The 18,563-nt window shown below is 69.1% G+C and carries 16 protein-coding genes; 11 read left to right on the forward strand and 5 right to left on the reverse strand.

Annotated features, from left to right (window positions below; all coding sequences use genetic code 11):
• Positions 1–383 precede the first annotated feature (383 nt).
• Positions 384–1,319, reverse strand: coding sequence for a cytochrome P450 (locus AB0L70_RS40335; RefSeq protein WP_363692205.1), 936 nt, complete (start codon positions 1,317–1,319; stop codon positions 384–386).
• Positions 1,320–1,946: 627 nt separating this feature from the next.
• On the opposite strand from AB0L70_RS40335, the gene AB0L70_RS40340 reads away from it, so the two are divergent.
• Positions 1,947–2,534, forward strand: a complete 588-nt coding sequence (locus AB0L70_RS40340) for a DUF5134 domain-containing protein (RefSeq protein ID WP_363692206.1) — start codon at positions 1,947–1,949, stop codon at positions 2,532–2,534.
• A 32-nt stretch (positions 2,535–2,566) separates the two neighbouring features.
• On the opposite strand, the gene pdxY is transcribed toward AB0L70_RS40340, so the two are convergent.
• The 3 genes from pdxY to AB0L70_RS40355 all read right to left on the reverse strand — a co-directional run bounded on the left by pdxY (position 2,567) and on the right by AB0L70_RS40355 (position 5,450).
• Complete coding sequence (gene pdxY, locus AB0L70_RS40345) at positions 2,567–3,418, reverse strand: pyridoxal kinase PdxY (protein ID WP_363692207.1); 852 nt, start codon at positions 3,416–3,418, stop codon at positions 2,567–2,569.
• Positions 3,419–3,479: 61 nt separating this feature from the next.
• Positions 3,480–4,652, reverse strand: a complete 1,173-nt coding sequence (locus AB0L70_RS40350; RefSeq protein WP_363692208.1) for an acyl-CoA dehydrogenase family protein — start codon at positions 4,650–4,652, stop codon at positions 3,480–3,482.
• 120 nt (positions 4,653–4,772) lie between these two features.
• The gene (locus AB0L70_RS40355) at positions 4,773–5,450 is read right to left on the reverse strand and encodes an SDR family NAD(P)-dependent oxidoreductase (protein ID WP_363692209.1); all 678 of its coding nucleotides are present in this window, start codon (positions 5,448–5,450) and stop codon (positions 4,773–4,775) included.
• A gap of 170 nt (positions 5,451–5,620) precedes the next feature.
• Between AB0L70_RS40355 and AB0L70_RS40360 the strand changes: the two genes are divergently transcribed.
• The 10 genes from AB0L70_RS40360 to AB0L70_RS40405 all read left to right on the forward strand — a co-directional run bounded on the left by AB0L70_RS40360 (position 5,621) and on the right by AB0L70_RS40405 (position 17,413).
• Positions 5,621–6,412 carry a glucose 1-dehydrogenase gene (locus AB0L70_RS40360; RefSeq protein WP_363692210.1) on the forward strand — a complete coding sequence of 264 codons (792 nt, stop codon included), beginning with the start codon at positions 5,621–5,623 and terminating at the stop codon, positions 6,410–6,412.
• A 172-nt stretch (positions 6,413–6,584) separates the two neighbouring features.
• Positions 6,585–8,528: a thiamine pyrophosphate-dependent enzyme gene (locus AB0L70_RS40365; protein WP_363692211.1), complete on the forward strand. Its 1,944-nt coding sequence runs from the start codon at positions 6,585–6,587 to the stop codon at positions 8,526–8,528.
• On the forward strand, positions 8,525–9,016 hold the full coding sequence (locus tag AB0L70_RS40370) for a VOC family protein (protein WP_363692212.1): 492 nt from the start codon (positions 8,525–8,527) through the stop codon (positions 9,014–9,016). Before AB0L70_RS40365 ends, AB0L70_RS40370 begins: the two co-directional genes overlap by 4 nt.
• Complete coding sequence (locus tag AB0L70_RS40375) at positions 9,016–9,750, forward strand: SDR family NAD(P)-dependent oxidoreductase (protein WP_363692213.1); 735 nt, start codon at positions 9,016–9,018, stop codon at positions 9,748–9,750. Before AB0L70_RS40370 ends, AB0L70_RS40375 begins: the two co-directional genes overlap by 1 nt.
• 17 nt (positions 9,751–9,767) lie before the next feature.
• Positions 9,768–10,079: a muconolactone Delta-isomerase family protein gene (locus AB0L70_RS40380; RefSeq protein ID WP_363692214.1), complete on the forward strand. Its 312-nt coding sequence runs from the start codon at positions 9,768–9,770 to the stop codon at positions 10,077–10,079.
• The gene (locus tag AB0L70_RS40385; RefSeq protein WP_363692215.1) at positions 10,076–11,236 is read left to right on the forward strand and encodes an SDR family oxidoreductase; all 1,161 of its coding nucleotides are present in this window, start codon (positions 10,076–10,078) and stop codon (positions 11,234–11,236) included. Before AB0L70_RS40380 ends, AB0L70_RS40385 begins: the two co-directional genes overlap by 4 nt.
• Positions 11,233–12,114, forward strand: coding sequence for an amidohydrolase family protein (locus tag AB0L70_RS40390; protein ID WP_363692216.1), 882 nt, complete (start codon positions 11,233–11,235; stop codon positions 12,112–12,114). The genes AB0L70_RS40385 and AB0L70_RS40390 overlap by 4 nt, the downstream gene beginning before the upstream one ends.
• Before the next feature lie 12 nt (positions 12,115–12,126).
• On the forward strand, positions 12,127–14,922 hold the full coding sequence (locus tag AB0L70_RS40395) for an AAA family ATPase (protein WP_363692217.1): 2,796 nt from the start codon (positions 12,127–12,129) through the stop codon (positions 14,920–14,922).
• Positions 14,923–15,026: 104 nt separating this feature from the next.
• Entirely contained in the window at positions 15,027–16,217 is a 1,191-nt protein-coding gene (locus AB0L70_RS40400; protein WP_363692218.1) for an acetyl-CoA C-acyltransferase, read from the forward strand.
• The gene (locus AB0L70_RS40405) at positions 16,217–17,413 is read left to right on the forward strand and encodes a serine hydrolase domain-containing protein (protein WP_363692219.1); all 1,197 of its coding nucleotides are present in this window, start codon (positions 16,217–16,219) and stop codon (positions 17,411–17,413) included. The genes AB0L70_RS40400 and AB0L70_RS40405 overlap by 1 nt, the downstream gene beginning before the upstream one ends.
• A gap of 19 nt (positions 17,414–17,432) precedes the next feature.
• On the opposite strand, the gene AB0L70_RS40410 is transcribed toward AB0L70_RS40405, so the two are convergent.
• Positions 17,433–18,548 (reverse strand): acyl-CoA dehydrogenase family protein, encoded by a 1,116-nt coding sequence (locus tag AB0L70_RS40410; RefSeq protein ID WP_363692220.1) that lies wholly within the window; start codon positions 18,546–18,548, stop codon positions 17,433–17,435.
• Positions 18,549–18,563 lie beyond the last annotated feature (15 nt).

The following is an 18,563-nucleotide window of genomic DNA, read 5'->3' on the forward strand; positions in this document are numbered from 1 at the left end:
ACCACAACTCCACCGCCAAGCGTCAACTGGGGAAGGGCTTCGCGCACCAATCGGAGCGGGGCACGACGGCCACTGGGGTGGCGGCTTGTGTTCGGTGACCTGGTCTGGCGGGCCCTGCCACCGGGTGGATCAGCCTAGGGCCTCGGCAGCCGCGCTACTCAGTGACTCCACCGGGCTGGAGGCGCCGCGTCTGCGGCAGCGAATCGCGCACCTCTGCAAGGGCAGCGAGAAGTGAGCTGTAACCATTTCGAAGCTGGTCAGCAGGTACACGTTGCACCCGGAGGCAGAAGCCGGACCAGCAGTCGCTGTGGTAGCCAGGCCCCCGGCGACGGGCCCACCTGCAGTTGCACGGGGGCCTTCTGTGGGCTACCACTCCCTGTTACTCATGCAGACCTCCTTCCTGTTGCTGCGATTGGTGGTTCGGCCGGACCGGCATCCATCAAGGTGAGCGCGAACCGCGGTGGGTCGCACAGCGGCCCCAGCACGGGCATGCTGTCGATCATCCGCAGTTCGGCACTGTTGATCACCTGGTGGCACCGCGTCAGGACGTCGGTGACGAACCGTGCACCGATGCAGGCGGCCGGACCGAGACCGAAGGGCAGGTACGCATCTCGGTACCGCTCCGGCGGATCGATCCATCGCTCCGGCCGGTAGGACTCGGGATCCTCCCAAATCTCCGGTCGCCGATGCATCAGGTAGACGCAGACGAGCACCTGACCGCCCGGCTCCGCTGTACGATCGCCGATCGCGACCGACTGCCGTACGTCGCGATGCAGCAGCCAGGCGGGCGGCCACAGGCGCAGGGCCTCCCGCAGAGGATCTCCGGACGGGACAGGCGGCAACTGCAGAACCGCGCCGGCCGGCGTTTCCGGTGTCCAGCCGGCCCGTAGGAGTATGGACCAGCTCAGGGCGACCGACGTCGCGCGGCACGCGGCTACGATCAGACCGTCCACCGCGAGCGCGACCTCGTCGTCCGAGCCGAGGACGGCGCGCAAGACGGCGACGAGTTCGTTGCCTTGACTGGTCTGTGACAGTTCGCCGTACAGGGTGGACAGGGTTCTGCTGTGGGCCAGTCGCGCCTTCCAGCGCCTTCCCCGGGTGCTGTCGTGTGCCAGACCGGCGAGGGTGGCCAGACTTCGGCCGGCGCGGGTGCCCAGTCGCCTATCGACGTTCGGCAGCACGTGCGGCAACACCATCCGCAGACAGAGCTCACCTGCTGCTGCCGGCCAGGGTGTGGCGCCGGCCCCGAACTCGGTCAGTAGCTCGTTCATCCGGTCCGGTGAGGTCGCCCGCGTCGCCGCCTCCACGGCTGTTGCCATCGCAACCGAGGCGGGACGTCCAGACGCAGATCCGGGAATCCATCCGGGGATCCCGCCGAACGGCGCCGACTCGGCCCGAAGCGGCTCGGTCGTGCTCCTCAGAGACCTCCGGGCCAGTCGCGGATCGGTGACGACGAAGCGGCCGTCCGCCAGCACCCGCACCCCGATCTGCGGCTGCTTCGACCACAGTTCGAGGATGGCAGCCGGAGCGGCGATGAATTGTTCGGTCTCGGCTTCGGATATGTCGACGGTCTCGATGTCTTGCCCCTCCCTGGTGCCGACGTGACCAGAAATCGGCGGTCCGCCCCTTTGCGCGGCGGACCGCCGACGGATGTCAGAACGGCATGCGATACTTGACCCAAAGTCCGCCGGGCCTATCGGTTCCGCCGAAGTTCGAACGCAAGAAATAGCGCAGGGTTCGCATTGATTTCCCTCCTTTATAGTTGATTTGTGTGCTTCTGCCCGCTCCTAGTTGATACCGCGGGCAATGGAATGTAAATCAATTCGAATGATCTCGAAACATGACTCGGGTATACGAGTTGACATCAGCAGCCGTTGCAGGTAAATCCGTGAAGACATTTCCCACGGTGGTCTGGTCGTTGTCGAGTGGGCTGGAGTTGAGCGGACGTGCTGAGTGGAGTCTGGCCAGTTGCGTTGACGGTGGTGTTCGCGGCGACCGGGCTGTACAACCTGTGGCGGCTGGCAACGGCACGCTCCCAGGGCTTCGAAACGGTTGTCGACGTCAACCATGTCGTGATGAGCCCGGCCATGGTGGTGATGTTGTGGTGGCCATCGGCAACAGGTGCTCGGTGGCCCCAGGTCGTTGTCTTCGGTGCGATGGCGCTGGTGTTCTTCCATCGCCTGTCCGGCTCCGACACGGTCCCGACCCGGGCCGGTGAACTGATGCATGCAGCAATGAATCTGGGCATGGTGTGGATGCTGATCACGATGCCGGCGCTGATGCCGGCCGTGATGGACATGCCCGCCATGGCGATGGTCCACGAGCACCGTCGCGGTTCGATCAACGACCTGACCGGGCTGCACGCCTGGGCGGCACTCCTCAGCTGGGTCGTGGCCGGCCTGCTGGCCCTCGCGACGCTTTGGTGGGCAGTCCGGGTCGCACGCGCCCCCGGCCACCGACTTGCCTGCAGCTGCCACGGTCTCTCGTGCGCCGGCATCGCCGCGATGCTGGCCCTGATGACTCCGGCCCTCTGACTCGTCAGCTGGATCCGGGCTCGCCTGGCTGGTCAGGCGATGCGGTGGGGGGTGAACTGCATTTGGGGGTTGGCGTAGGCGTCCTGGGACTCGATGAGTTGGAGCTCGCGCTCTCCTGACTCGTGGGTGCGGGTGAGCAGGTCGAAGACGCTCGAGGTTGCCCGGGCGAGGGCGTCGGCGAGATCGCCCGTACGGCGGTAGTGGGCCGTGAAGAGCGCGGCCGTCACGTCACCCGAGCCGTTCGCCTTCATCGGGATGTACGGCGTTTGCACCAGCCATGCGCCATTGTCGTCGACGGCGAGCATCTCGATCGTGCCGTCCTCACGGTCGGGGCGCTCGACGCTGGTGACCAATACCGTGCGCGGTCCGGTCGCCCGCACGAGCTCCACCGAGGCCAGCGTCGACTCGAGCGTGTCAGGTTCGGTGTCGGTCAGGAACCCCAGCTCGAACTGGTTCGGCGTGATGATGTCGGCGGCCGGAACCACCCGGTCGCGCAGCAGCACAGGAATGGCCGGAGCAACGAAGCATCCGGACTTCGCGTTCCCCATCACCGGGTCGCAGGAGTACACCGCCGAGGGATTCGCCGCCTTCACCCGCTGCACGGCCTCGAGGATGACGTCAGCGATCCCCTCGCCGCCCTGGTAGCCCGAAAGAATCACGTCGATCTGCGGAAGAACCCCGCGGTCCTCGATGCCCAGGAGAACCTCTCGTACGTCGTCCGGGCTGATCATCGGCCCCCGCCACGCGCCGTACCCGGTGTGGTTCGAGAAGTTCACCGTGTACACCGGCAGCACCTCGACTCCGATGCGCTGGAGCGGAAAGACGGCGGCCGAATTGCCCACGTGCCCAAAAGCGACCGCGGACTGAATCGAGAGAATCTTCACCGCCCGATCATCCCACTGCGGCTCTGACGGCCGGTCCGAACCCTGCTGACCTCCGCCCGCGTCAGTTGAAGTGGGCACCTGGTTTGCGGTAGCCGCGGAGTAGGTCGCGGGCGATGATCAGTCGCTGCATCTCGTCAGTACCTTCGAAGATGCGCCAGAGCCGGACCTCACGGAACCATCGCTCGATCGGGAGCTCTTTCGTGTAGCCCATCCCGCCGTGGATCTGGAGCACCCGGTCGGCGACGCGGTTGACGGTGTTCGTGCCGTAGAGCTTGGCGATCGCGCTGTCGTGCTGGGGCGGACGACCCTGATCGACGGACCAGGCGGCGTACAGGACGAGCCAGCGAGCCGCCTCGAGTTCGACCTCGGAGTCGGCGATCATCCACTGGATCGCCTGGTTGTCGCCGATCGGGTTGCCGAACGTCTGCCGCGTCGTCGCCTGCTCGATCGCCAACTGGAGCAGCCGTTCGCAGGCACCGATCCCGCGGGCCGGGATGATGAAGCGGCCCTTCATGATCCAGCGCATCGCCAGTTCGTATCCCTGGCCGATCTCGCCGAGGACGTGATCGTGCGGGACCCGTACGTCGTCGAAGTTGAGCGTGGCCGGCACCGCCTGGCCCATGGTCACGATCGGATCGGACGTCCAGCCACGATCGCGGTCGACCAGGAACGCGGTGAACCCGCCCTTCGAACCCTTCTCGGCGTCGGTGACCGCGATCACGATCGCGAAGTCCGCCTCGTTGCCTCCGGTGATGAAGGTCTTCTCGCCCCGGATCACCCACTCGTCCCCGTCCCGGCGGGCGGTGGTCCGGATCGCGCGGGTGTCGGAGCCGGCGCCCGGCTCGGTGATCGCGAAACACGATTTGCGCTCACCCGAGATCGTCGGCAGCAGGTACTCCTTGCGCTGATCCTCGTTGCTCTCGTACAGAATGTTGTCGGCCTCGCCGCCGAACGAGAACGGTACGAACGTCCGCCCGAGCTCGCTCGTGATCAGCGTCTGGTCGACCGCCGACAGGTCCATCCCGCCGTACTCCTCGGGCGTACTCAGTCCCCAGAACCCGAACGACTTCGCCTTCAGTCTGAGCTCGGTCACGACGTCGGGCTCGACTCCTGGCAGCCCTGCCCGCTCCCGCCTGAGCACCTCGTTCTCCAGCGGCATCAGCTCCTTGCGTACGAAGTCCCGCGTCGTCTCACGAATCGCCCGCTGTTCGTCGCTGAGCGAGAAGTCGACCATCGTGCCTCCATCGATCGGATGCGGACCACCGTAGGCGCTACGCCACCCCCAACCAATGTCGAGGCGGCAGGATCACCGAGCGAGGAGCCGTTCGTATCCGGATGCTGCTGAGCGGCGCACTCAGTAGGTCGCTCGCCCACCGCTGATGTCGTACACCGCCCCGGTCGAGAAGCTGACCCGCTCGGAGCAGAGGAACGCCACCAGCTCCGCAACTTCCTCGGGCCGACCGACCCGCTTCATGGGGATGAGGTTCGTGATGTGCGCCAGTACCTCCGGTGCGGTGTCATCGTTCATCGGCGTCGCGATGACGGCCGGAGCGATGACGTTGACGAGGACACCGCTGGTGGCCAGTTCCTTGCCGACCGACTTCGTCAGCCCGATGACCGCAGCCTTGGATGCGGAGTAGGCCGACAGGTTCGGGTTGCCGTCCTTGCCGGCCATGCTCGCGATGTTGACGACCCGGCCCCAGCCGCGCTCGCACATCGTCGGCACGAACGCCCGCAGGGTGTTCACGGTGCCGATGACGTTCACCTCGAACACCTCGCGCCACTCATCGGCCGTGGTCTCGATCAGCGGCCGGTTCGGTCCGACCACCCCCGCGGAGTTCACCAGGACGTCGATCGGGCCTACCTCCGTTGCGATGCGCGCCAGCGACTCCTCATCGGTGACGTCGGCCGCAACGTCGGCGCCGCGCAGGTCGACGGTGACGACGTCGAGGCCGTCGGCGCGCAATCGCCGGGCCGTTGCCTCGCCGAGGCCGCTGCCGCCGCCGGTGACCAGTGCTTTTCTGCGGATCATGGTTCAGCTCCAGTGCGGTGCGAGGGGATGCCGGCGAGTCGCCGCTGTGCCACGGCAATGGTGGCCGACTTGCGGATCGATGGCCAGGCGATCCCTGCCTTGCCGGTCGCCTCCGACGGACAGCATGGATGATTTCGACAGAGAGACCGGCGAGGAGGGTCCGAGTGGGCATGCGATTTCAGGGGCGGGTTGTTTTGATCACCGGTGCGGGGTCGGGCATCGGACGGGTGACCGCACAGGCCTTTGCTGCTGAGGGTGCGGTGGTGGCCGTCACCGACATTGATGAGGCCGCCGCCACTGAGACGGCGGCCATGACGCCCGGTAGCTTCGCGCTGCGGCTGGACGTCACCGACGCACAGGGGATTCCGGACGTGCTGGCCGGGATTCAGGATCGGTACGGTCCGATCGACGTCTTGATCAACAACGCGATGATCTGCTCGGACACCCCGTTCACCGAGATGAGTGACGAGGCGTTGTTGCGAGAGTTGAACGTCGATCTGGCCGGCGCGATGCGACTCACCCGTGCGGTGCTGCCGGGCATGGTCGCGAAAGGCAGCGGGGTGATCGTGAATCTCAGCTCGGTCAACGGCGTGCAGTACTTCGGCCAGACCGTCTACTCCGCGGCGAAGGCCGGGCTGATCTCCTTCACGAAGGCCATCGCGGCCGAGTACGGCCGACACGGGATCCGCTGCAATGCAGTGGCCCCGGGCACGATAGCGACGCCCGTCTGGCAGCGCCGGATGGAAAGGAATCCGGCCGTCCTCGAGCGCCTTGTCCGGTTCTATCCGCTGGGCAGGGTCGGCCAGAGCGAGGACGTCGCTGATGCCGTGCTCTTCCTGGCCTCGGACCAGGCATCCTGGATCACCGGAATCACCCTCCCGGTCGACGGCGGCCTGCTGGCCGGCAACGTGTCGATTGCCGAGATCGCAGACGATTCCAGCCCTTCGGCCTTGAACTCATGAGGATGCGCGCTCGCCGTGGGTGTCCTAATCCAGGGGTGATCCCTGCTATCGCGGCGCCGGCCGGGCGGTCGATCGTGGGCTGATCAACGCGGTCGCCGGTCGAAGGTGACGGCGGGCGACCCGAGCGAAGGAGCCTGCGGCTGTGTCAGACCTTGACGATTACCGTCAGTTGGTGACGATCCGGCGGTTCGAGGAGCGTTGCCTTCAACTCAGCCGGGACGGCGTGGTGGCCGGCTCGATGCATCTTTGTCTCGGGCAGGAGGCCGTTCCGGTCGGCGCGCTGCGCGCACTCGGGGACGAGGACCGGATCCTGGCGACCTACCGCGGTCATGGTTGGGCGCTGGCCTGCGGCGTCGGAATCGACGGGTTGCTCGCTGAGATCTGTCAACGGGCCGACGGCGTGAACGGTGGCCGCGGCGGGTCGGCGTACCTGTCCTCGCCTGAGCACCGGCTGCTGGGCGAGAACTCGATCGTCGGAGCAGGTGTGCCGATCGGGACCGGAGTGGCGCTGGCCGCCGCGCGCCTCGGCACGGGCGGGGTGGCGGTGGTGTCGATCGGCGATGGCGCCATGAGCCAGGGGTCCGTGCACGAGGCCCTGGTGTTTGCCGCCAGCAACAAGCTTCCACTGGTCGTGATCTGCGAGAACAACGGCTGGGCGGAGATGACGCCTGCCGTGCTGACCCGCCTCACCCCGGAGCTGGCCGATCGTGCCGCCGGCTACGGCATTGCGGCGGAGGTGGTCGACGGCTGCGATCCTGAGGCGGTTCGACGTGCGGTGGCGGCCGCGGCCCAGCGTGCTCGCGAGGGCGCCGGTCCCACGCTGCTGGAGTGCCGGACCGTTCGACTGTCGGGGCACTACAACAAGGACATCGAGCATTACCGGCCGGCGGCTGATCGCGCCGAGGCCCAGGAGCGCGAGCCGATTGCCAGGCTGCGTGCGCGTCTGCTCTCCTCGGGAGTTCCGGCCACCCAGTTGGACGAGATCGAGGCATCGGTCGACAGCGAACTGGACGCGGCCACCGAACGGGTACTGGCGATGCCCGAACCCGATCCCGGCACCGCGACCGCTCACGTCATCGCCGAGATCAGCCCGGTCCGCCCACCCGAGCGCACCGGGCAGGCGACCGAGCTGACGTACCAACGGGCGGTGAACCTGGCGCTGCGCGATGAGCTGACCGCTCGTCCCGAGGTGGTGGTGTACGGCGAGGACGTTGGATTCGCCGGCGGGATCTTCGGCGTGACCCGCGGCCTGCAGAAGGCCTTCGGCCCGGACCGGGTCTTCGACACCCCGATCGCGGAGAGCGCGATCCTCGGATCGGCCGTCGGCGCGGCGGTGACCGGTCTCCGGCCGGTCGTCGAGATCATGTGGGGCGACTTCCTCTGGGTCGCCTTCGACCAGCTGGTGAATCAGGCGTCGAACGTTCGCTACATCAACCGCGGTGAACTCACCGCACCGCTGGTGGTCCGCCTCCAGCAGGGCGCGACACCCGGTTCCTGCGCCCAGCACTCGCAGAGCCTCGAAGCAGTACTCGCGCATGTGCCCGGACTGATCGTCGGAGTCCCCGCGACGCCGGCAGACGCCTATGCGATGACGCGTGCCGCGATCGCCGGCCCGGATCCGGTGATTCTGGTCGAGGCGCGTGAGCTCTATCAGGAGAAGGGCGACGTGTTCGTCGACGCGGCGAGCGAGTCGACGTACGGCGCCCGCTGGCATCGGCGAGGCGCGGACCTCACCATCGTCACCTGGGGCCCGATGGTGCATCGGGCGCTGGCTGCCGCGGCTGTGCTGAGCCGGGACGGCTTGGAGGTCGGCGTACTGGATCTGCGCTGGCTGAACCCGATCGACGACGAGGCCCTGGCCGAAGCGGTCGCTGCGAGCGGCGGCCGGGTGCTCGTCGCACATGAGGCCAACCGGACCGGTGGCTTCGGTGCGGAGATTGCGGCGCGGATCTCCGAGCGGCACTTCGACCAACTCGCCCAGCCGGTCGCTCGGATCGGCGCGCCGGACACCCGCGTGCCGGCCGCGCCCGCACTGCAACGCGCAGTGATCCCGGCTGCGGACCAGATCGTGGCAGCCGCACGTACCCTCACCGCTGCGGCACGGGTGGCCGGATGATCTTCGGCATCCTCCATCACGGTTTCACGGTCAGCGACATCGACAAGGCACTGGCCTGGTACGTCGATGCGCTCGGGCTGGAGCTGGTGCATCGGCAGCGTCAGGACAACGACTACACGCGCAAGCTGGTCGGGGTCGAGGGCGCCGTACTCGAAGTCGCTCAGCTGCGCATCCCAGGTACGCCGCCCGGACCGTCGACGCACGACATCGAGCTCATTCAGTACGTCGCTGAGCAGTCGGACGGGGAGGCGGTCGCGGTGAACCAGGTCGGCGCCGGCCATCTGGCCTTCCTGGTCGACGGCATCGAGGCTCTCGTCGCGCGAGCCCGAGCGGCCGGCGCGCGGTTCCGCAACGAGCCGGTCAGCATCACCGAGGGCGCCAATGCCGGCGGCGCTGCGTGCTATTTGCACGATCCGGACGGCAACACGCTGGAGTTCCTGCAGCCGTCACCCGAGCGACTCCGCCGGATCCGGACGGCGGCTTCTTGATGGCCCGCAGAGTCGCTGTGGTCACGGGCGGCGGTGGCGGTATCGGAGCGGCCACCTGTACGGCGCTGGCCCGGGAGGACTACCTCGTCGTCGTCGCTGATCGCGACGAGGCCAAGGCCGCGGCCGTCTGGGCCGACATTGCCGGTCAAGGGCTGCGGGCCGAGGCGGTCGTGGTGGACGTCGGCTCGTCCGAGTCGGTCAATAAGTTGCTAGCAGCGACTACCGGGTTCGGTGAGCTGCACGCAGTCGTGTGTTGTGCCGGCATTGTGCACGTGGGCTCGGTCGCTGATTGCTCGGACGACGTGTGGAGCCAGGTGATCGACGTCAACCTGACCGGAACGCTGCGGGTCTGCCGGGCTGCCGCACCGCTGTTCGGCTCGAGCGGCGGCAGCATCACCACGGTGGCCTCGATCGCCGGCCGGACCGCGTCGACGTACAGCTCACCGGCGTACGTCGCATCGAAGGCCGGTGTGATCGGCCTGACCCGCGCGCTGGCCGGGCAACTCGCGGGCCGCGGGATCAGGGTCAACTGTGTAGCCCCCGGCGTGATCGAGACGCCGATGACCGCGACGTACGGCGCCGAACGTCTGGCCGTCCTGGCCGGGAAGATCCCGGCGGGCCGGTTGGGATCGGCCGCGGAGGTCGCCGACTGCATCGCCTTCCTGGCCGGACCGCGGAGTTCGTACGTGACCGGTCAGGTCCTGGACGTGAACGGCGGCCAGTTCATCGGCTGACCGGTGAGATCCAACGGATGGAGAAGATGGAGTTCCTGGTCGAGATCGAGATCAACCTGCCGCCGGACTGTCCTGAGGACGAGCGCCTCCGGCTGCTGGCGGCCGAGACGGTGCGCGCTCGGGTGCTGCGCAAGGCCGGGGTCATCCACCGGCTCTGGCGGATTCCTGGTCGCACCGCGAACGTGGGCATCTGGGTCGCGCCGGATGCCACCGCCCTGCACGAGCAGCTCACCTCATTGCCGTTGTGGGGCTGGATGGACGTTCACGTCCGGCCGCTCGCGCTGCATCCCCTGGAGAGCGACGAAGCTGTGAGAGGAGCGACCGGATGAGCTCGGTCGAAGACATCGCACGACGTTACTGGCAGGCCGAGGAGTCCCGGGACATCGACCGGATCCTCGCGTTCTTCACTCCGGACGCGCGGTGGCGCGGGCCGGGGGTGGATCTGCAAGGACACGCGCAGATCCGGACCTTCTACGAGCGCAGTGCCGCCGAGTTCCCCGGGCTCAGCGTGCGGGTCGGACGGGCGTACGGCGATGCGGACGAGGCGGCGATCGAGTGGAGTGCCGTGTTCACCGATGCCGGCGGTACGACGTACGACCTCAAAGGCGTCAACATCATGCGGGTCGAGGATGACCGGATCGCTTCCCTGACCACCCACAACGACCCGTCCGGTCTGTCTCGGGCACCGCGACCGACCCCGATCAGCGAGCGGTTCGCCGGCCGGCGGGTGCTGGTCACCGGTGCCGGCAGCGGGATCGGTGCGGCGACCGCTCGGCAGTTCGTTGCCGAGGGCGCCGTCGTTACCGGCGTCGACCTGAATCCCGACGGTCTGGAGACGGTACGGCGCGAGCTCGGCCCGGCGTTCCAGCCGGTCACCGGCGATATCTCCGACTCGGCGACTCACGACGGACTGGTGGCGACCGCTGCCGGCCCGGACGGCTCGCTCGACGTACTGGTCAACAACGCGGGGGTGTTCCTGCTCGCCGGTGTGGACGCGACCCCGCACGACTGGCAGCGGACCCTGGACGTCAACCTCGTCGGCCCGGCCCGGCTGACCGCTCGGGCGGTGGAGGCGCTGGCGGCCGCGGGCGGCGGGGCGGTGGTCAACGTGGCCAGCGTGTCCGGTCACGTCTCGCAGGCGAACCGGTGGACCTACAACGCGAGCAAGGGCGCGATCCTGGAGATCACCCGCTGCCAGGCGCTCGATCTCGCGCCCCGGGGGATCCGGGTCAACAGCGTCAGCCCGGGCTACGTCTGGACCGAGGTGCTGGACCGCTCGGCCGGCGGCGACCGGGAGAAGTGGGAGCCGATCTGGGGCTCGTACTGTCCGCTGCGACGCTGCGCCGAGCCGTTCGAGGTCGCCGCCGCGATCGGCTTCCTGGCCTCGAGCGGCGCGTCGTTCGTGACCGGATCTGACCTGCTCGTCGACGGTGGCCTGGTCTCGATGAGTCCCGACGGCCTGGCGACGTACGAGTTCAGCTCGTGAGCCTGCCGCGATTCGTCGACGCCCATGTGCACCTGTGGGATCTCGAGGTGCTGCCGTACCCGTGGCTGGACGACCCGGGGTGCGAACCGCTGCGGGCCGACTACCTGCCGGGCGACCTTCGTGCCGACAGCGACGGACTCGACCTGGCCGCGACCGTCCACGTCCAGGCAGAGATGTCGCACGCGCTGGACCCGGTCGCGGAGACCAGTTGGCTGGCCGAACTGGCCGAAGCCGGCGATCCGCCCGTTCCGACAGTCTGCGTCGGGTACGCCGACCTGCGCCGGCCGGATCTCGGCGACGTGCTCGCCCGGCACCAGGAGTACGCGTTCTTCCGGGGAATCCGCCAGGAGGCGTGGTTCGATCCCACCTCCACCCGGGCCGACGTGCCGCGGTCGAACCTGCTCGACGATCCCCGCTGGGTCCGCGGCCTGGGCCGGCTGGCGGCTCGCGGGTTGTCGTTCGACCTGCTGGTGTGGGACCACCAACTCGCGCAGGCCGTGACCGTCTTCCGCGAGTTGCCGGAGTTGACGCTCGTACTGGAGCACCTCGGCGTACCGCCCGCGGCGCAGTACCTCGACCGTTGGCGCAGCGGTCTGCGGGCCTTCGCCGATCAGGTCCCGTGGGCCAAGCTCAAGTTGTCGGCCATCGGGATGGCCGGTGGTCCGGAGACAGGCGGTCCGTTGATCCGCGAGGCGATCGAGATCTTCGGCCCGCACCGATGCCTGTTCGCCAGCAACTTCCCGGTCGAGCGTCCGTCGATGACTTACCGCGACATCTGGGCGACGTACGACGCTGTCACCGCCGATCTGAGCCCCTCCGAACGGGAGGCGGTGTTCGCCGGTACGGCCCTCAGCGTCTACCGGATCGAATCCACCTGAAACCATGCAGCCATGAGCAGCACCGACCTCGGCTCCGGGCCGCGATGGACCGAGCCGCCGTTCACCGGCCGGGAGCGGGAACTCGCTGACCTGGTCGCGACGGTCCGCCGTGCCACCGAGGGCCCGGGTGGCGCGCTGATCCTGCGTGGCGAAGCGGGCATCGGCAAGTCCCGGACCCTGACTGCGGCCGCCCGGCACCTGAGCGGCGATCGGGTCCATCTGCTCCGGGTGCGCGCCCGCGAGCTGGAACGTGCGATCCCGTACCGGGCGTTCCGGCGGGCGCTCGGCCGAGCCTTCGGCGGCGCGGCCGGTGACACCGCGGAGCTGACCCGGGCACTGGTCCACGTTCTCGACGGGACGGCACAGCAGTCGGTGGCGGCGGTACACGGCGCGTCCGGGCGACTGTTCTCCGCGCTGCGTACGGAGCGGCCGGTCCTGCTGCTGGTGGACGACCTGCATCTCGCCGACGACGACACGATCGTGTTGCTGGCCGGCCTTTCGGGCCTGCCGGCCAAGCATCCGCTGGTGGTGATCGCGACCGTCCGCGGGCCTGAGGCAACGAACTGTGAGCCGCTGGTTTCTTGGCTGGAGCGGCTACGTGCCGAGCGCCAACTCTGGCAGTTCGACCTCGGTCCGCTGCCCGACGACGAGCTGGCCCGGCTCGTCGAGGTAGTGATCGGTGCGCCGGCCGCGAGCGACGTACTCGACCTGGTCCGGACCAAGAGCAGCGGCAATCCGTTCTTCGCGATCCAGACCCTGCTCGACCTGACCGAGGGCGACCCGGCCGAGGGGCCTGACCCGACCACCTGGAGTACGGCGGATGATCGGCGTGCGGCCGTTCTGCATCGGATCCTGCGGGTGGCACCCGACGTTCGACGGCTGGCCGCGGCGATCGCGCTGCTCCGTTCGGTCCAGCTGGATCGGCTGGAGCTGGCCGCCGAACTGGCGGGGTTGTCCCCGGCCGCCGCCGCGGCCGGCTGCGACGACCTGCTTGCCCGAGGCATCCTTCGGCTGGACGGCGCCGGTGGCTGCCAGTTCGGTCACGAGCTGGTTCGGGATGCCCTGTATCAACAGATCGGGCCGGCCGAGCACTGGCGCTGGCACACCCTCGCCGCGCAGCGACTCACCGAGTTGCCGGAGTCGGCCGACCGCGATCTGCAGATCGCCGTACATGTGCGCGAGACGGCTCGACCCGGCGACGCCCACGCAATAGCGGTGCTCGCAAGGGCGGCTCAGGCAGTCGGAGTGGCCGCCCCGCGTTCCGCAATCCCGTGGTACCAGCGGGCAGTCGAGCTGGCCGGGAACGACCGGCAGGGCGCTGCGGCGCTGACAGCCAAACTCGCCCGTGCCTACTTGCTTGCGGGCCGACCAGAGGACGCGGCCGGGTCGGGTAGCGAGGCTTTGGCGGTGCTGCCGCCAGGTGAGTCCCGTACTCGCCTGGTGCCGCTGGTGCTGGAGGCTCTGATCGAGCAGTCCGCCCTGACCGAAGCCGTTGCCTTGGTCGAGGCCGAGCGGGTGGCCGGTCGGTGGACAGTGGGATTGGCTGCTCAGGCGTCGTACGTGCTCGCCATGGCCGGGCGGGCTGCCGACGCCGGCGCCGCGACCCGGGAGGTGCTGGCCGGGCTCGATTCGCTGCCCGCCGTACTGCGGATCAATGCACTGGTCCATCTCGTCCACACGCGGTGCGTGATGGCTGGGTACGGCGCTGTGGGGGAGCTGGTCGGAGCGCTGCGCGACGCGGCCGTCGACGCGCCCGTCCAGGCCCAGCTGAACGCGTACTCGACGATCAGTTACGTGCTCGCGATGCAGGGCGATACGGCCGCCTGCGCCGAGGCAATAGCGGCGACGGACGCCGTCGTACCGACGTCCGACTGGCGGCTCTACCAAGCGGAACTGTCCGTCGCCCGGGCCCAGCATGCCGCGAACGTCGGTGACTGGGACGTCGCGGTCGCGCTGGCCGAAGCGGCGATGGCCGAGCTGGCTGACACCGGTTCACGGTCGTTCCTTACCGTCATCCGCGGTCTGTTATTGGAGTTGCGAGCCGGCCGGGGTGAGTGGGCCGCCGCGAACCGGCTGGTGGACGGTGATGCCGCCGCATCGGCTGCGCTGGCCGCGTTGGAGAGCGGGGCTCTCAGTACCTTGCACCTGCTCGCCGGGGACGTTGCCGCCGCACGTGATTGCCTGCAGCAACAACTCGCGCGAGCGGACGACCTGCTGCCGCGTGTGCGGGCGATGCTGCACGGCCGGCTGGCCGAGGTCGAGCTCGAGGCCGGCGACCTATCGGCCGCGCGGGCGGCTCTGGACGAGCACGACCGGCTGGATGCCGGCGTACCGGAATATGCGAACGCCGCCCGGATCCTCTACGCACGTGGCCGGGCGGCCGGCGATCCTGAGCTTGTCAGGGCGGGCCTTGCCTTGGCCGACGAACATCGGCTGGCGCTCGCGCGCGGGCAAGGACTGCTGCAGCTCGGTGCGATGGACGTCGAGCCCGAGCAGAATCTGACCGCGGCGATCCGGGTCTTCCACGACCTCGGGGCGGCGCCCTGGCGGCGACGGGCGGCGGCCGGGTTGCGCGACCGCGGCCTGAAGGTCCCGCGGAACCGGGCGACCGAGCGGGCCTTGCTGACCGAGGCCGAGTCGCAGATCGCGCGACTGGTGCAGCTCGGCCGCTCGAATCGCGAGATCGCCGTCGCGGTCTCCTTGAGCGTGAAGACGGTCGAAGCCTATTTGAGCCGGGTCTACACCAAGACCGGTTGCACCGGGCGGTTCGAGCTCGCCCGGGCCCTGGACCAGGGCCTGCTCGACTGAGTCCGCGCCTTCCCCTTATCCCGAGGGTGATCACGCCTGTGGGCGGTCGCTGATCGATGGTTGCGTCGGCGGGGACACATCCGTCTCTCCCAGGGGTGCACACGATGAATACCGCCGTCTTGATCGACGCCGTCCGGACCGCCGGAGGCAAGCGTTACGGAGGGCTGTCGGGCTGGCACCCGGCCGATCTGGCCGGGGAGGTGCTCAGCGAACTCATGAGCCGCAACGGCGTCGACCCGGAGCTGGTCGACGACGTGGTGATGGGCTGCGTCACGCAGGTCGGCCGGCAGGCAGCCAACATCGGCCGGTACGCCGCCCTCGCGGCAGGCTTCCCCGAATCCGTTCCGGCCACCACCATCGACCGTCAGTGCGGGTCGTCCCAGCAAGCCGTCCACTTCGCCGCCCAGGGAGTCCAATCCGGCGCGTACGACGTCGTGGTGGCTGCCGGGGTCGAGGTGATGTCCTCGACCCCGATGGCCTCGGCGATCGTGCCGGGCCTGCTCCCGTACGGCGACAAGGTGGTCGCGCGCTACGAACCGCGTGGCGGCCTGCAGTCCCAGGGCATTGCGGCGGAGCTGATCACGTCGCACTGGAAGCTGAACCGCGAGCTGCTCGACGAGTACGGCGTACGGTCCCAGCGGTTGGCCACCATCGCTCGCGACGAGGGCCGGTTCGACCGTGAGATCGTGCCGCTCCGGCGGCGGACGATGGACCGCGAGACCGGCGAGATCGTCGAGGGGACCGAACTGGTCCGTGCCGACGAAGGCATTCGGCCCGACACCAATCTCGAGGTGCTGGCCACCCTCAAACCGTCGTTCGTGCCCGAGGGCCGGACCACCGCGGCCACCTCGAGCCAGATCACCGACGGCGCGTCGGCCGCCCTGATCATGAGCGAGCAGAAGGCCCGCGAACTCGGGCTGACCCCGCGGGCCCGGTTCCACACCTTCAGTGTCACCGGCAGCGACCCGGTGATGATGCTCACCGGGCCGATCCCGGCGACCCGGAAGGTGCTGGCCAAGGCCGGCCTGGAGGTCTCCCAGATCGACCACTTCGAGGTGAACGAGGCCTTCGCCGCAGTGGTGCTCGCGTGGATCAAGGAACTGCGTCCGCAGGAGGAGAAGGTGAACCCGAACGGCGGCGCCATCGCCCTGGGTCACCCGCTCGGCGGTTCCGGCGTGAAGTTGCTGGCGACCATGCTGCACGAGCTGGAACGGACCGGCGGCCGCTTCGGCCTGCAGACCATGTGCGAGGGCGGCGGGTTGGCGAACGCGATGATCGTCGAGCGGCTCGGCTGATGGCTGCCGGTACGGCGGACCCCTTGCTGCACGGTGATGTCGCGGAAGGCTTCGGGCTTGTGGCCGACGCGTTCGCCGAGAACTTCCGGCTCGGTCTGGAGACCGGCGCATCCTGTGTGGTGTACCTGGACGGCCGAGAGGTGGTCCAGCTCTGGGCCGGCACCGCCGATCCGGAGACCGTGCGGCCGTGGGACGCCTCGACGACCGCGATGGTCTACTCCACCACCAAGGGTGTCGCCGCCATCTGCGCCAACCTGCTGGTCCAGCGCGGTCTGATCGACCTGGATCGGCCGGTGGCGGCGTACTGGCCCGAGTTCGGTGCCGCAGGCAAGGAAAGCTTGCCGGTCCGGATGCTGCTGAACCACCAGGCAGGTCTGCCGCTGGTCGACGCGCCGGTTACGTTCGACGACGTCGTGGCCGGCGAGCCGGTGGTGGCGGCACTGGCCGCTCAGGCGCCGGTGTGGACGCCTGGGTCGGCGCATGGCTATCACGCGGTCACGTTCGGCTGGCTGGTCGGCGAGCTCGTCCGCCGGGTCACCGGCCGGTCGCTGGGGACCTTCTTCGCCGACGAGGTCGCACGGCCGCTCGGACTCGATTTCTGGATCGGGCTACCCGACAGCGAACTGGACAGGGTCGCCCGCGAGGTACCTTCGGTGCCGGCCGATCCGGGACCTCCGACGCCGCAGCAGCTCCAGATCGCCGCGGCGTTCGGCGACCCGGCGTCGGTGTCGTCGCGGACGATGTTCCTCAACGGCGCGCTCGCCCCGAAGCCGGAGCCACCGAGCCTGTCGGAGCTGCGCCGGCTCTACCGCAGTGAGGTTGCCTCGATCAACGGCATCGGTACGGCGCGGTCACTGGCCCGGCTGTACGCCGCCTGCGTGAGCGAGGTGGACGGAGTCCGCCTGCTCGGTGACGACACGGTCGAGCGGGCACGTCAGGTCGAGTCGGACGGCCCCGACCGGGTGCTGTTCGTCCGGACCCGGTTCGGGCTGGGATTCTGGCTGCCGACCGACTGGAGCGTGCTGCTGGGTCCGGCCTCCTTCGGGCATCCCGGCGCAGGCGGTTCGCTCGGGTTCGGCGACGCCGCCGCACGGATCGGTTTCGGGTACGTGCCGAATCGGCTGAGCGCGACCGGAATGGGTGGGGATCCGCGCAAGGAACGGCTGCTCGACGCGCTGCGCCGATCGCTGGGCTGACCCGGTAGCCGCCGGCGGGTCAGAGGCCGAGAGCCTGCGCGACCCGTCGGCGGTGCAGGGAGGGACCGCCGAACAACAGCTGGCTGCTCTTCGCGCGCTTCAGGTAGAGATGCGCGGGGTGCTCCCAGGTGAACCCGATGCCGCCGTGCAGCTGGATGTTCTCGCTGGCAGCCTGCAGATACGCCGTCGAGCAGTAGGACTTGACCAGGCTCGCCATCAAGGCGAGGTCGGCGGCGTCCTCGGTGGCCGACACCGCCGCCCGGGCGGCTGCGGAGCGGGCCAGCTCGATGGTGACCAGCAGATCGGCGCAACGGTGCTTGACCGCCTGGAACGAGCCGATCACGCGGCCGAACTGGATGCGGGTCGTCGCATACTCCGTGATCATCTCGAGGCAACGCTGGGCACCGCCGACCTGCTCGGCCGCCAGGGCAACCACGGCCAACTGGAGGACCCGGGTCAGGATCCGCTCGCCGTCGCCGTCCGCGCCGACCAGGGTCGCGCGGGTGCCGGTGAAGTCGACGGCCGCCTGTCGGCGGGTGAGGTCCATCGTCGGCTGCTGGCTGCGGACGACCCCGGGTTCGCGGGGCTCGACCGCGAACAGGCCGAGTCCGGTCGTTGTCCGGCCGGCCACGAGCAAGAGCTCGGCCGACGGCCCATCGATCACGTGGGAGACGGTCCCGTCCAGCTGCCAGGACTGCCCGGTCCGGGTCGCGGTCACCGTCGTCGCCGTCGGGTCGCCGGCCGCGAGCGTGGCAGTCAACTCGCCGGCCGCGATGGCGGGCAACCAGCGGCTCATCGCCGCGGAGTCACCTGATTCGAGCAGCGCGTTCGCGGCCAGGACTACGGTGCCGAAGTACGGCACACAGGTCAGTGCCCGGCCGAGTTCCTCCAGCGCGATCGCCTGCTCGACGTACCCGTAGCCGGCTCCGCCGTACGCCTCCGGGATCGCGAGTCCTTGCAGCCCGAGCTGTCGAGCGAGCTCGCGCCACAGCTGGGTGTCCACGCCGTCGTCGCTGGTCATCACGGCGCGAACCCTCGACTCCGGCGCCTTGTCCGCAAGGAAGCGACGTACGGTCGCGCGCAGCTCGCCCAGCTCCGTCGGGGACGCGCCGGCGACTCTGCGGGCCATGGTCATCGATCCTCCTGGTCG

Source organism: Kribbella sp. NPDC051952, from assembly GCF_040680855.1.
Classification (GTDB): domain Bacteria; phylum Actinomycetota; class Actinomycetes; order Propionibacteriales; family Kribbellaceae; genus Kribbella.